Raw genomic sequence first — 12,723 nt, 5'->3', positions numbered from 1 at the left:
GCACCGCGAGGAGATACGATCTTGAAAGACTTATTGAATCTGCTCAAGACACAGGGCCAGACGGACGAATTCGACGCTATTCGGATTGCGCTGGCTTCACCGGACATGATCCGGTCCTGGTCATACGGCGAAGTGAAAAAGCCGGAAACCATCAATTACCGTACGTTCAAGCCTGAGCGTGACGGTCTGTTCTGTGCCAAGATTTTTGGCCCGGTCAAAGACTACGAGTGCCTCTGTGGCAAGTACAAGCGACTGAAGCACCGTGGTGTTATCTGTGAGAAGTGTGGTGTTGAGGTTGCCCTGGCCAAGGTGCGTCGTGAGCGCATGGGTCATATTGAGCTGGCCAGCCCGGTGGCCCACATCTGGTTCCTGAAATCCCTGCCATCCCGTATCGGTCTGTTGCTGGACATGACCCTGCGTGATATCGAGCGGGTACTGTACTTTGAATCTTACGTTGTTGTTGATCCGGGCATGACCACGCTGGAGAAAAACCAGCTGCTGTCGGATGAGCAATACTACGAAGCCCTGGAAGAGTTCGGTGATGACTTTGATGCCCGCATGGGGGCCGAAGCCATCAAAGGTCTGCTGGCGGATATCGACATCGAAGACGAAGTCAACACGCTGCGTGAAGAGATTCCACAGACCAACTCTGAAACCAAGCTGAAGAAGCTGAGCAAGCGTCTGAAGCTGCTGGAAGCGTTCCATAACTCAGGCAACAACCCTGAGTGGATGATCCTGACCGTTCTGCCGGTTCTGCCGCCAGATCTGCGCCCTCTGGTGCCGCTGGACGGTGGCCGTTTTGCCACGTCTGACCTGAACGATCTGTATCGCCGGGTGATCAACCGTAACAACCGTCTGAAGCGTCTGCTGGACCTGAACGCGCCGGACATCATCGTCCGTAACGAAAAGCGGATGCTGCAGGAGTCCGTTGACGCGCTGCTGGACAACGGCCGTCGTGGTCGTGCCATCACCGGTTCCAACAAGCGTCCCCTGAAGTCCCTGGCCGACATGATCAAGGGTAAGCAGGGTCGTTTCCGTCAGAACCTGCTGGGTAAGCGTGTAGACTACTCTGGTCGTTCGGTTATTACCGTAGGTCCTACCCTGCGTCTGCATCAGTGCGGTCTGCCCAAGAAGATGGCGCTGGAACTGTTCAAGCCATTTATCTTCGGTAAGCTGGAAGCCAAAGGTCTGGCTACCACCATTAAAGCCGCCAAGAAGATGGTTGAGCGGGAAACCCCTGAGGTGTGGGACGTTCTGGCGGATGTCATCCGCGAACACCCGGTCATGCTGAACCGTGCGCCAACCCTGCACCGTCTGGGTATTCAGGCGTTCGAACCGGTACTGATCGAAGGTAAGGCGATTCAGTTGCACCCACTGGTGTGTGCCGCCTATAACGCCGACTTCGACGGTGACCAGATGGCGGTGCACGTACCGCTGACGCTGGAAGCCCAGCTGGAAGCCCGTGCCCTGATGATGTCCACCAACAACATCCTGGCACCCGCTAATGGTGAGCCGATCATCGTACCTTCCCAGGACGTGGTACTGGGTCTGTACTACATCACCCGTGAGCGCATCAATGCCAAGGGTGAAGGCATGGCCTTCGTTGATATCGACGAAGTCATGCGAGCCTACCGCACCAAGGCGGTTGATCTGCATGCCCGCATCAAGGTTCGTGTCCATGAGAAATACCGGGACGGTGAAGGTGTCGAGCACGACAACAAGTTCCTGGCGGATACCACCGTTGGTCGAATGATCCTGTGGGATATCGTGCCTAAAGGTCTGCCTTTTGCCCTGGTTAACCAGGCCATGAAGAAGAAGGCGATCTCCGGCCTGTTGAATGCCTGTTACCGTAACGTTGGTCTGAAAGAAACCGTTATCTTCGCTGACCAGATGATGTATCTGGGCTTCCAGTATGCAACCATTTCCGGAACCTCCATCGGTGTTAACGATTTCGTTATTCCTCCTGAGAAGGCGCGCATCATTGATGACGCCAACGAAGAGGTTAAGGAGATCGAAAACCAGTTTGCTTCTGGTCTGGTCACTGCCGGCGAGAAGTACAACAAGGTTATCGACATCTGGTCCCGTGCCAACGAAATGCTGGCCAAGCGGATGATGGATAACCTGAAGTCCGACACGGTGATCAACAAGCAGGGCGAGGAAGAAGAGCAGGAATCCTTCAACAGCGTCTACATGATGGCGGACTCCGGAGCCCGGGGTAGTGCGGCACAGATTCGTCAGCTGGCCGGTATGCGTGGTCTGATGGCCAAGCCAGACGGCTCTATCATCGAAACGCCGATTACCGCCAACTTCCGTGAAGGTCTGAACGTACTCCAGTACTTCATCTCCACCCACGGTGCTCGTAAGGGTCTGGCGGATACCGCGCTGAAAACAGCGAACTCCGGTTACCTGACCCGTCGTCTGGTTGATGTTGCCCAGGATCTGGTGGTCACTGAAGACGACTGTGGTACCAGCGACGGCCTGCTGATGACGCCGCACATTGAAGGCGGTGATATCGTTGAGCCATTGGGTGAGCGTATTCTGGGCCGTGTGGTGGCAGAAGACGTACTCAAGCCAGGCAGCGACAGTGAAATTGCTGTACCCGCCGGCACCCTGATTGATGAAATGTGGGTGAAGCGTCTCGAAACCATGAATGTTGACGAGATGCGCGTACGGTCCCCAATTACCTGTGAAACCCGTCACGGTATCTGTTCCAAGTGTTATGGCCGTGACCTGGGTCGTGGTCACCTGGTGAACAAGGGTGAGGCAGTGGGTGTTATCGCTGCCCAGTCCATCGGTGAGCCGGGCACACAGCTGACGATGCGTACCTTCCACATCGGTGGTGCGGCATCGAGAAACGCAGCGGCAGACAGCGTAACGGTGAAGAACAAAGGTTCTATCCGTCTGCTGAACCTGAAGTCGGTTGAACGTAAGGACGGCACTCTGGTAGCGGTCAGCCGTTCCGGACAGCTGGCCATTGCTGACGAATTTGGCCGTGAGCGTGAGCGTTACAAGCTGCCTTACGGTGCAATGATTTCAGTGAAGGACGGCGACCTGGTGGAAGCGGGTCAGACGGTGGCCAAGTGGGATCCACACACTCACCCGATCATCACGGAAACCGCCGGTATTGTTGAATTCCAGGGTATGGATGAAAACATCACCGTGAAGACTCAGACTGACGAACTGACCGGTCTGTCCAATATGGAAGTGATGGATCCGAAGGATCGTCCGTCCGCCGGTAAGGATATTCGTCCAGCCATTCAGCTGAAAGACGCCAATGGTAATGAACTGAAGCTGCCAGGTACTGACGTTCCTGCCCAGTACTTCCTGCCAGCGAACGCCCTGGTGAACCTGGTGGATGGTGCCACGGTGGAAGTGGGTGCGGTACTTGCCCGTATTCCTCAGCAGTCTTCCGGTAACCGGGACATCACCGGTGGTCTGCCAAGGGTTGCTGACCTCTTTGAGGCCCGTAAGCCAAAAGAGCACTCGATCCTGGCGGAAATCTCCGGAACCATCGGCTTCGGTAAGGAGACCAAAGGTAAGAAGCGTCTGGTGATTACACCGACTGACGGTACTGATCCTTATGAAGAACTGATTCCGAAATGGCGTCACCTCAACGTGTTTGAGGGTGAGCAGGTAACCCGCGGTGAAGTTATCTCCGACGGCCCGACCAATCCACACGACGTGCTGCGTCTGCTGGGTGTTGGTGAACTGGCTCGCTACATCGTTAACGAAATCCAGGACGTATACCGTCTGCAGGGTGTAAAGATTAACGATAAGCACATTGAGACCATTCTGCGTCAGATGCTGCGTAAGGTAGAAATCACCGATACCGGTGACTCGACCTTTATCCGTGGTGACCAGCTGGAGTACACACGCCTGCTGGAAGAGAATGACCGTGTTAACCGTGAAAACGGCTTCCCGGCCAAGTTCGAGCGCGTGCTGCTGGGTATTACCAAGGCATCTCTGGCAACAGAATCCTTCATCTCTGCGGCTTCCTTCCAGGAGACCACCCGTGTCCTGACCGAAGCGGCAGTAACCGGCAAGCGCGATTACCTGCGCGGCCTGAAGGAGAACGTGGTCGTTGGTCGTCTGATCCCGGCAGGTACCGGTCTGACTTACCACGCTGAGCGTCGTAAGGGACGTGAAGAAGTTGAGTTTGAGACTCCGGCCAAGGTATCGGCTTCTGAAGTCGAGCAGGCACTGTCTGATGCTTTGAACTTCGGTGAAGTTTAATTGCTGATCCGTTAAAGGCCTGCCTTTAACATCCAAAAAAAGCCACCTGACCGGTGGCTTTTTTTTGTCTGTTGAAAAAAAACAATAAATGTTTTGGGACTAGTACATGGTTTCAATGAGTTTGAGGGGTTATTGTGACTCCGCACTCCGTTCGTCCTGAGCCTGTCGAAGGGCGGAAACTCCGGACTCTGATAGATCGTGCCAAGCACCCTTCGACTCCGCTCAGGGTGAACGGAGATTGTACACGTTAAACTCATTGAAACCATGTACTGGTACAGAAAAGCGTTAATACCCGTACACCCCGTTCATCCTGAGCTTGCCGAAGGATGGTGCCACCGCACTTCAACAAGCTTTCACGAATGGTATGGGTATCAGCGCTTAACTGCACTAGACGGACGCTTAAGTCCGACAGGCTCCTGGTGACTTTATTGCTGATCAGCTTCCTGAGTTAGCCAACGAATATTTTACGCATACTTGACGGTGTGTGTAGTTATACAGGGGAACTGGTGTTTCTTCCTAGCACTCTAAATACCCGGTTTGTGTCTGTTATTCCAATAATGGTTGGACTCATCCAGCCACTATGGTTTTCAGGGGATTGAGGTGTGGAAGCGTTAGCTGTCAAAACAGCTGGTTCACGGAATCTGACTCAGCCCGGTCCTGCAGGGGAGGGCGGCCGTTTACAGAGGGCAAGAGCCTGGGTGTGGGATGTCTGTGTTCCTGTGACCAAAAAGCTGTTGCCTGTTGTTGGAAACACTTACCGGGAGAACAAAACCTGGTGTGAACGATTGGGAGGGGTGGGGGTGGTCGCCGGTATTGGTCTCTACACCGGTATGATTTCCCTTCCTACGATTTTTTACCTTGGGGGTGGGTTTGCGGCGGGGGCGCTTTACTATCGTGGCCCAATGAAAGAAGAAAGTCATCATAATGTGACGTCTAATGATCCTCCGCCCACTTTGCCCGGGCCATCAGGAGATGGCCGATGCTCAAAACACGACATTGTCGCATTAATGAAAGTCCTTGATGATCTGCTGATGAACTTTTCAGATTTGAATGCCAGGGTGGATGCCTTGACAGCAGAGAGGACAATGGCTGCGGTTAATCGATTGAATCAAGAGGCATCCAGAAAGAAGGGAGCAATAGAGAAAGGCCTGCCGGATGATGTCAGCCTGAAAGAAGCCTTACAGATCGCCTGTGTAATAAGACCTCGCATCTTTCTTACCTTGCTGCATGAGTTATCAGGAGTGAGTTCAGCTGGAGATGATGTGGGTAAAATTGTCAATAAGATTCTGGGGGAGACTTTTCACAACCCATGCCCTGAAATACGTCGGACGCGTCGAGCGGATTATGAACAATTGGCAGACGCTTTTCTTGAGTCAGGCAAAGCGGGTTCCCAGGGTAAAAGAGGGCGGCCTGTGTCTCAAAAAGTGCAGGTTGATATTCTTCACGGGATAACTGCTCCGTGGACCATAGCGGATGAAGGCAGGGCGCAGGAAGTGATGCATAAAATAGATAAAGTCGCCAGTTTGGCACTTTATCAGTGGAAAGCGGCCCGTAAAGATGCCGATGAAGCGCGCTTTCGTTAATTCTTCCAGTATCCGTGCCTGTGATTATTTCCCTGACAGGCTTCAGTTAAATCACCCTCGGTGAGTATGGCCATTGCAATACCTGAAGTGATTTGCGACTGGTGTATAATGCTGGATCAGTTGTCGTTTCTATTTAAAGTTTATTTATGCGCAGACTCGATCTTATTCTTGTGGATCAGGGTAAAGTGTCTTCCCGAAGTCGGGCCCAGCGATTAATCAGTGAAGGCAGGGTGAAAGTCCGGCAGTCAGGAGGCTGGGAAACGCCGGGCAAAGCGGGTCAGAAATACCCTGACTGGGTTGAGATTGATATCTGTCAGGATGAAGCCGATCAATTTGTCTCCCGGGGTGGAATGAAACTGGCCGGAGCACTGGCGGTGTCTGGTATATCCCTGACCGGTGCGACCGTGATTGATGTTGGCCAGTCTACCGGTGGGTTTACAGATTGTGCATTGCAGGCCGGGGCGTCCAGAGTCATAGGGGTTGAGGTGGGTCATGGCCAGCTGGTCGAGTCGCTGCGTCAGGATCCCAGGGTGATCTGTCTTGAAGGGATGAATGCCCGTGCATTGCCTGCTGCACTCCTTGACCATACGGATCAGCAACAGGGATTTGATCTTGCGGTTATGGATGTGTCGTTTATTTCCCAAACCAGAATTTTGCCATCGCTGGTGCCTCTGCTAAAGCAGGGAGGGCAGCTGCTGAGCCTGGTGAAACCCCAGTTTGAGGTGGGGCCTGGCGGTCTGGGTAAGGGAGGAATTGTCAAGGATTCCCGGTTGTATCCAGAGGTTGAGCAATCAATCAAAGCCTGCTGCATTGAGCTTGATTTACAGGTTCGTGGTTATTTTGACAGCCCGATTACCGGTGGTGATGGCAATCGTGAGTTTTTTATCTGGGCTCAGCGCCAATGATCATGGACCCAGTTTCCATACTTTGATGGGCAGTGTGTAGTGTTTGATAACGGTCTTCAGTCGCTGCCAGTGGGAATGCTCCTCTGCCGTTTTGAGAATCAGAACAATCCCCGCTTTTTTCCCGGTCAGCATGCTGTAGTTTAATGACTGACCGATTGCCTCCGGCCACTTTCGGGCAAATTCAATCTCAATGGCGTATTGATCCGTAAGGCAGTCAATACGTCGGCCGTCTTTTAGCCGGTGTTCCACTTTACCATCCATCCCTTCACACCAGACTTGCTGATACCAGGACTCTGATGGCTGTGCCCTGCTCACTGCGGCTGATGCCGAAATGGTCAACGCTAAAATGGAGCCGGTCATTCTGTTGAGTGCTGTGGTCATCGAGTTTTCTGAGGCCTTTTCAGACTGTTTGCATCGGCAGGACCGGGAAAAAAAGGAGATGGCTTTGTGGTTGGAAGGATTTGGTTTTCAGGCAATCAGCCAATTAGAAAAAAAACAACGTTGTGCTAGTTTTAACCACACCCTGTCAAGTAATGATTGAGGTTAGTGCAATGTACTTTGTCAAACTTTGCCGGTTCTGGGTCCCTTCCTTGTTTTTCGTGGCTCTCAATATGTTTTCACCTGGTGCCCTTGCCGACCATGAGGAAGCTTGTGACTGGGGACAGAACAGAGTCACGGCCTATGAATCCGGTTTTCGTGGAGTCCTGCCGCCAACAGCTGATGAATGGAACCATCAGAGTTATGAGGTGCTTGGCAAGAGAGATGGCCTGAAAACCTGGCTGATTCGTTATGACGATCACTTCTACCGGGGAGGTGAGCTGGAAAGTGCTGAAGGTGCCCACAGTCTTGCCAACCTTGGCATAAAAACCGTTTTTGCCATCACCTCGGCTGATAAAGAGCGTGAATGGCTGGAAAGTGAGGGTATTAAAGTTGTTGATTTATCCTTTGACAAGAATGCCAGCCTTGACCAGAGCCAAATCCGGCATATTGCGGAACAATTGAGTGCTCATCCTGCTCCGGTGTATGTGCACTGCGTGGGAGGCACCCAGCGTGGCGGTGTGGTGGGTATTATCTATCGTCTTTCCCACGGCTGGAAACCTGACCAGTCGCTGCTGGAATTTGCCTACCTGGGTGGCTCTTTGAAAGCTAATGATAATACCCTCAAGGCTGTTCTGAAGACATTGTCTTCAGGTGTGCAGCACTGACCTCTCAATAGTCGGCGCGTTCCCTGGTCATTTACAGCCACGGGCCTTGAGAAGCGCTTCCTTAAAATCGACCTCAACATCTTTGGCGAGGCCCGGAATCATCGCATCCGGAGCCTCGCCTTTCATTTTCAGATGATACATCAGCAGGTCATCCGTTACTTCGTGAAGAGGCCCTTTATGGCCAGCTTCTGTGGCCAGGGCCTCAATAATCTGTACCAGATTCAGGTGATCCTGTTTTTGCCACTGTGGGGAGAGGAGCTCGATCAATTCGTTAATTCTGTGACTGCTCATATTTCAGTACTCAAGGTGAAGGTTTGGAGGTGCTTCGCCGGTGTGGCAAGAGCACGAATCATCTGGAACTTTTCACTAGTTCCAAGTGTCTGACAGCAGTCTATCGAACAATTTTTTTTAAGCAAAACGGAATTATTATCTATGAATATTGGGGATGCAGCAGCACATCTTGCCATGTTTGGCCTTAAAACAATGACCACCAATGAAAGCTCGCTTTTCGGCTTCTCTCAGCCAAAATGGCAGAGTTATTCAGTGACGTTCGTTACCGGGACTTTTGGTAGTATCCTGGGCCTGTCGCAATGCGCTCTGGAGGGCTGGAGCCCATCAAGGCGCACAAAGCTTATGCTGGCAGTGAATGTGGCCACTGTGGCCTACAGCTTTAGGGCTATCCAACAAGAGATTGCTTTTCGTGCTGCCTGTTTGGGAGAGTTCAGGGAAACGGGTGTTATTAACCCGAATTGTGACTCCCCTTGTGAGTTGCTTGGTATGTCCAAAGATCACTGTGTAGTGGATTCATAGATGTGTAGTGGTCAAGTACAAATGGATACCTGATTAAGCCGCTTTCCTGAATTCCTGTTGTTCAAAGTCCTCAGGGCTCACGTAATCAAGATAGGAGTGAAGTCTGTGGTTGTTGTAGAACAAAATGTAATCAATAACCGCTGCTTCAACATCTGCTCTTGTTTCGAAAATATAATGATCAGTCCTTTCCCTTTTCAGGCTTCCAAAGAAGCGTTCGGTCACTGCATTATCCCAGCAATTTCCCTTACGGCTCATACTGCAGATCATGCCGTACTCCATGAGCTGAGCCTGATAGTCCAGAGAAGCATACTGACTCCCCTGATCCGAATGGTGGAGTACTGCCGGGCCAGGCCTACGGCGGCTCCCCCACGCCATTCTCAACGCCTATAAAGGTAATTCTGTCGTCATGCGACATTGACCAGCCCACGATTTTCCTTGAAGTTCTTTTATTCGCTGTTGATCAGGCGTCAGAGCTTGCTGCCCTTTGCCAGGAAAAGACATTTCCTTTTTTTCATTCTGCTCCCGTACCCAGCGTCTCAGGTTGCCATCATGGATACCAAGACTTCTGGCCACTTCTGTAGCAGCCTGCCCCTGTTCAACTACCATAGCAATGGCTTTACGCTTAAATTCCGGAGAATAATTCTTACGCTGCTTTGTCACTTTCTACCTCGTCATCAACTGCACTATTGTGATTAACGAGGTGTCCTAAGTCATTAAACCACTTCAGTTGTGGGACTCTGTCCTATCCCGATTAAGCACTCTGCACCTCATGCATCGTGCAAGCATACAATCACACCTCTATGTTTCATGTTGTATTTCATTAAATATCATTGATTTACAGCAGTGCAGAAATATAAAATCGATAGCAATTAATAAGTTAGCGCGCTTCATTTTTTTTCTTGAGATACAGGGCAAAATACTTATATGATTCCCTTGCGACAAAAAAAGGATTAAAAAATGCAAGCTTCAACAACTACAAAAAACAAATTCGCACCAAGCAACTCAGCCAGTCCTGTTCTAGCCCGCCTTATGGAGGAAGTTAGAAATAGTAAGACTACCATGTCTAGATACGATAGAACTCATAATCGCCATAACAGAGGTCAGTAACCGTAGTGGAAGTACCTTTAGCTGCCTTTCACCACCCCGATTGATATTTTCCTGAAATCTGTTGTCAAAGGATTGATCAGATATTCAGGAACGTCGACATGTTGCCAGTTCAATACCAGTTTAAGAACCTGAACCACCTTGGCTTGGTTGCCGCTATGTGTCGGGAGCTAAGGATAGCCGAATACATCGATGCGCGTATAACTAATGACTCCGATGTGCGTCATGTCACTATAGGACAAGCGGTGGTCGCAATGATCATCAATGGGTTGGGGTTTACAGGGCAAACTCTGTATATGTTCCCTGAGTTTTTTGAGGACAAGCCGATTGATCGCCTCATCGGGGAAGGCATACAGCCCGAACACTTGAACGACAAGGTACTTGGTCGGGCCCTTGATAGCCTGTACGACGCTGGCGTCAGTGACTTGTACCTGAACCTTGCCGTTAAGGTTGTCAATCATCTGAAGCTGCCCTGCAAGGCATTGAATCTGGATGGCACCAGCTTTCATGTGGATGGAATCTATAACAGTCATGAAAATCCTGATGACTTGAATTGTATCCATATCTGCCGCGGTTACAGCCGTGACCACCGACCTGACCTGAATCAGGTGGTCTTGCAGTTAATGACCGAAAATGAGGCAGGTATTCCAGTGTTTATGGCACCTGCGAGCGGTAATGTAAACGACAAAACTTGTTTTCAGGAAATTATCAAAAATCATCTGTCGTGTTTCAAGGAGACTTTGAATAGCCGCTATCTGGTCGCTGATGCCGCCATGTACGTTGCTGAAACCCTTCAGTTGCTTGACGAGCAAAAGCAGCTGTTTATCTCCCGTGTGCCCCTGAATATCAAGGGTGCAAAGGAGCTGGTCGGCAAAGCGCCAGCCATGTCATTGGAGCCGGTTGAAGGCTATGAAGATTATTACTCTGCTGAAGTGCCTTCCTGCTATGGAGATGTTAAACAACGATGGTTCTTGTTTCTCAACAAAAAGCGCAGGCTGGTTGAACAGAAAACACTGACCCGAAAGATGCAGAAGCAGTCACTGAAAGAAGCCCGTGATCTGGAAAAGCTGGGAAAAAAGGCCTTTCTGTGTCGGGACGATGCATTGAAGGCTTTTGCCTTATGGCAGAAACAATCGAAACTCTGCCAGAGTGCAACGGAGCCTGAGGTTACCGGTAAACCCTGTTATTCGGGCAGGGGACGGCCATCGCCGGATAGCAAGCCTGATCACTTCGAGTACTTTGTGCAGGCTGAATGCTTTGTTCCCTGTCAGAAAAGGGAGAATGCACAGGCCTCACTGGGTTGCTTTATCCTGGGCACCAATGAATTGGATCAGAATTGCATGAGTGCGACGGAGCTATTGTCTACCTACAAGTCACAACAACAGGTTGAGGGCGGCTTTCGATTCCTGAAAAGCCCGGACTTTCTGGTCTCTTCACTCTATCTGAAGAAAGCTGAGCGCATTGAAGCTCTGTTAATGGTGATGACACTGTGCCTGATGGTCTATGCTGCTATCCAGCACAAAATAAGGCACGAGCTGAAGAAACAGAGCCGAGTATTTCCAAACCAGAAAAAGAAGCCCTGCCAGAACCCAACGGCGAGATGGGTGTTTTTCTGTTTCCAGGGAATAAATGTCTTAACGGTCAATAATCAGGAGGAACATGTGATCGGTTTGAAGGAAAGACAATGGACGATCATGCAGATTTTGGGCAATTTTTACGAGTCGGTGTATTCCTGATAGGGGTGGTGAAAGGCAGCTTTAGACACAGTATTAATTAAAGCTGCAAGCCGGTGTAATTTAGACTGCTCTTATTGCTATGTTTACCAAGGCAAAGACACTAGTTGGGAGCAACAACCTAAACGAATGTCAGTTGAGACTATAAAGGTACTTTCCAACCGCTTAATAGAGCAGTCTTTAAAACAAAAGCAAGGTTTTGCTATAGTCTTGCATGGTGGCGAGCCATTATTATTAGGATATGATCGTCTGAAATTGTTGCTAACATTGCTGCGTGAAAAATTAGATGAACATCTTTACCCTATAAGCTTACAAACCAATGGTGGCCTTCTTACCAATAAGCTGCTTGATTTATTCTCCTCCAAAAGAGTTAGTGTATCTGTTAGTATTGACGGTAACAAATACGCGAATGATATTGCAAGAGTTGGACACAACGGAAAAAGTACATTTGCAAGTACGATCCAAGGAATTAAAAAATTAAGTAGTCACAAGGATAGCAGCTTCCTTTTTGCTGGAACTTTATCAGTAATCCAGCCATCAGTATCACCATCTGTTACATACAAATTCCTTAAAAGTCTAAATACACCAAGCATGGACTTCTTATTTCAAGATGGTAATCATGATTATCTCCCGAAAGGAAAGCTTTCTTTCGACTCCCTAGAATACGGAACATGGATGACGGAGCTTTTGGGAACGTACTTATCAGACCCAGAACCACCTAAAATTCCTAGCATTGATGACATTATAAAGTTGTCACTTGGTGGAGAGTCTTCAAAAGAAGGTCGAGGTGAGGAATCCTTTGGAATCCTTATTGTCGAAACTGATGGTGAGATAAGAAAAAATGATACTTTACGATTATCATTTGATGGTGCAGACTTCTTTTCTACCAGAAAAAATATTTCTAACACCCCATTGTCGGTGATACTAGATTCTCCCGAATTCATTGAGGCTTCAAAGCTACAACAACCTACAGCTAAAGAATGTGCTGAATGCCCTGTCTTGAAAGTATGTGGAGGAGGGATGCCCCTGTATAGATGGAGCGCAGCAAATGGTTATAATAACCCATCAGTATTTTGCAAAGATCATCGATTTTTCATTGAAAATATTAGCTCGCGTTTAGAAAGCTTGAATATAGAAAATGTAGAGTAAT

At 49.7% G+C, this 12,723-nt stretch carries 12 protein-coding genes and 1 pseudogene; 9 read left to right on the top strand and 4 right to left on the bottom strand.

Annotated elements, in window-relative coordinates; translation table 11 throughout:
• Nucleotides 1–21 precede the first annotated feature (21 nt).
• The 3 genes from rpoC to ACO6UX_RS11355 all read left to right on the top strand — a co-directional run bounded on the left by rpoC (nucleotide 22) and on the right by ACO6UX_RS11355 (nucleotide 6,721).
• Nucleotides 22–4,233, top strand: a complete 4,212-nt coding sequence (gene rpoC / locus ACO6UX_RS11365; protein WP_422447614.1) for a DNA-directed RNA polymerase subunit beta' — start codon at nucleotides 22–24, stop codon at nucleotides 4,231–4,233.
• Nucleotides 4,234–4,835: 602 nt separating this feature from the next.
• Nucleotides 4,836–5,816, top strand: coding sequence for a hypothetical protein (locus ACO6UX_RS11360; protein WP_422447612.1), 981 nt, complete (start codon nucleotides 4,836–4,838; stop codon nucleotides 5,814–5,816).
• A 146-nt stretch (nucleotides 5,817–5,962) separates the two neighbouring features.
• Complete coding sequence (locus ACO6UX_RS11355; RefSeq protein WP_422447610.1) at nucleotides 5,963–6,721, top strand: TlyA family RNA methyltransferase; 759 nt, start codon at nucleotides 5,963–5,965, stop codon at nucleotides 6,719–6,721.
• On the opposite strand, the gene ACO6UX_RS11350 is transcribed toward ACO6UX_RS11355, so the two are convergent.
• Nucleotides 6,722–7,081, bottom strand: coding sequence for a hypothetical protein (locus ACO6UX_RS11350; RefSeq protein ID WP_422447608.1), 360 nt, complete (start codon nucleotides 7,079–7,081; stop codon nucleotides 6,722–6,724).
• A gap of 4 nt (nucleotides 7,082–7,085) precedes the next feature.
• Here ACO6UX_RS11350 and ACO6UX_RS11345 point away from each other — a divergent pair, with 4 nt between their 5' ends.
• Both ACO6UX_RS11345 and ACO6UX_RS11340 read left to right on the top strand, forming a co-directional pair.
• On the top strand, nucleotides 7,086–7,262 hold the full coding sequence (locus tag ACO6UX_RS11345; RefSeq protein ID WP_422447606.1) for a hypothetical protein: 177 nt from the start codon (nucleotides 7,086–7,088) through the stop codon (nucleotides 7,260–7,262).
• Between the two features lie 70 nt (nucleotides 7,263–7,332).
• Nucleotides 7,333–7,926: a hypothetical protein gene (locus ACO6UX_RS11340; RefSeq protein WP_422447604.1), complete on the top strand. Its 594-nt coding sequence runs from the start codon at nucleotides 7,333–7,335 to the stop codon at nucleotides 7,924–7,926.
• Between the two features lie 27 nt (nucleotides 7,927–7,953).
• Here ACO6UX_RS11340 and ACO6UX_RS11335 read toward each other — a convergent pair whose 3' ends face one another.
• Complete coding sequence (locus ACO6UX_RS11335; protein ID WP_422447602.1) at nucleotides 7,954–8,217, bottom strand: YihD family protein; 264 nt, start codon at nucleotides 8,215–8,217, stop codon at nucleotides 7,954–7,956.
• A 141-nt stretch (nucleotides 8,218–8,358) separates the two neighbouring features.
• Between ACO6UX_RS11335 and ACO6UX_RS11330 the strand changes: the two genes are divergently transcribed.
• The gene (locus tag ACO6UX_RS11330) at nucleotides 8,359–8,736 is read left to right on the top strand and encodes a hypothetical protein (RefSeq protein ID WP_422447600.1); all 378 of its coding nucleotides are present in this window, start codon (nucleotides 8,359–8,361) and stop codon (nucleotides 8,734–8,736) included.
• A gap of 33 nt (nucleotides 8,737–8,769) precedes the next feature.
• Here ACO6UX_RS11330 and ACO6UX_RS11325 read toward each other — a convergent pair whose 3' ends face one another.
• Nucleotides 8,770–9,003 carry an IS3 family transposase gene (locus ACO6UX_RS11325; RefSeq protein ID WP_422447598.1) on the bottom strand — a complete coding sequence of 78 codons (234 nt, stop codon included), beginning with the start codon at nucleotides 9,001–9,003 and terminating at the stop codon, nucleotides 8,770–8,772.
• A gap of 117 nt (nucleotides 9,004–9,120) precedes the next feature.
• Nucleotides 9,121–9,396, bottom strand: a complete 276-nt coding sequence (locus ACO6UX_RS11320) for a transposase (RefSeq protein ID WP_422447596.1) — start codon at nucleotides 9,394–9,396, stop codon at nucleotides 9,121–9,123.
• Between the two features lie 297 nt (nucleotides 9,397–9,693).
• On the opposite strand from ACO6UX_RS11320, the gene yhhA reads away from it, so the two are divergent.
• From yhhA to yhhB, 3 genes and pseudogenes are all read left to right on the top strand, one after another.
• Nucleotides 9,694–9,843, top strand: coding sequence for a YhhA family cyclophane-containing RiPP (gene yhhA / locus ACO6UX_RS11315; protein ID WP_422447594.1), 150 nt, complete (start codon nucleotides 9,694–9,696; stop codon nucleotides 9,841–9,843).
• A gap of 98 nt (nucleotides 9,844–9,941) precedes the next feature.
• Complete coding sequence (locus tag ACO6UX_RS11310) at nucleotides 9,942–11,576, top strand: IS1634 family transposase (protein ID WP_422445567.1); 1,635 nt, start codon at nucleotides 9,942–9,944, stop codon at nucleotides 11,574–11,576.
• A 33-nt stretch (nucleotides 11,577–11,609) separates the two neighbouring features.
• Nucleotides 11,610–12,722 (top strand): annotated as a pseudogene (yhhB, locus tag ACO6UX_RS11305) (cyclophane-forming radical SAM/SPASM peptide maturase YhhB); the annotation flags it as partial.
• Nucleotide 12,723 lies beyond the last annotated feature (1 nt).

This window comes from Endozoicomonas sp. ALB091 (genome assembly GCF_049310265.1).
Lineage (GTDB): Bacteria > Pseudomonadota > Gammaproteobacteria > Pseudomonadales > Endozoicomonadaceae > Endozoicomonas.
This window is presented reverse-complemented; position numbering and strand designations above follow the sequence as displayed.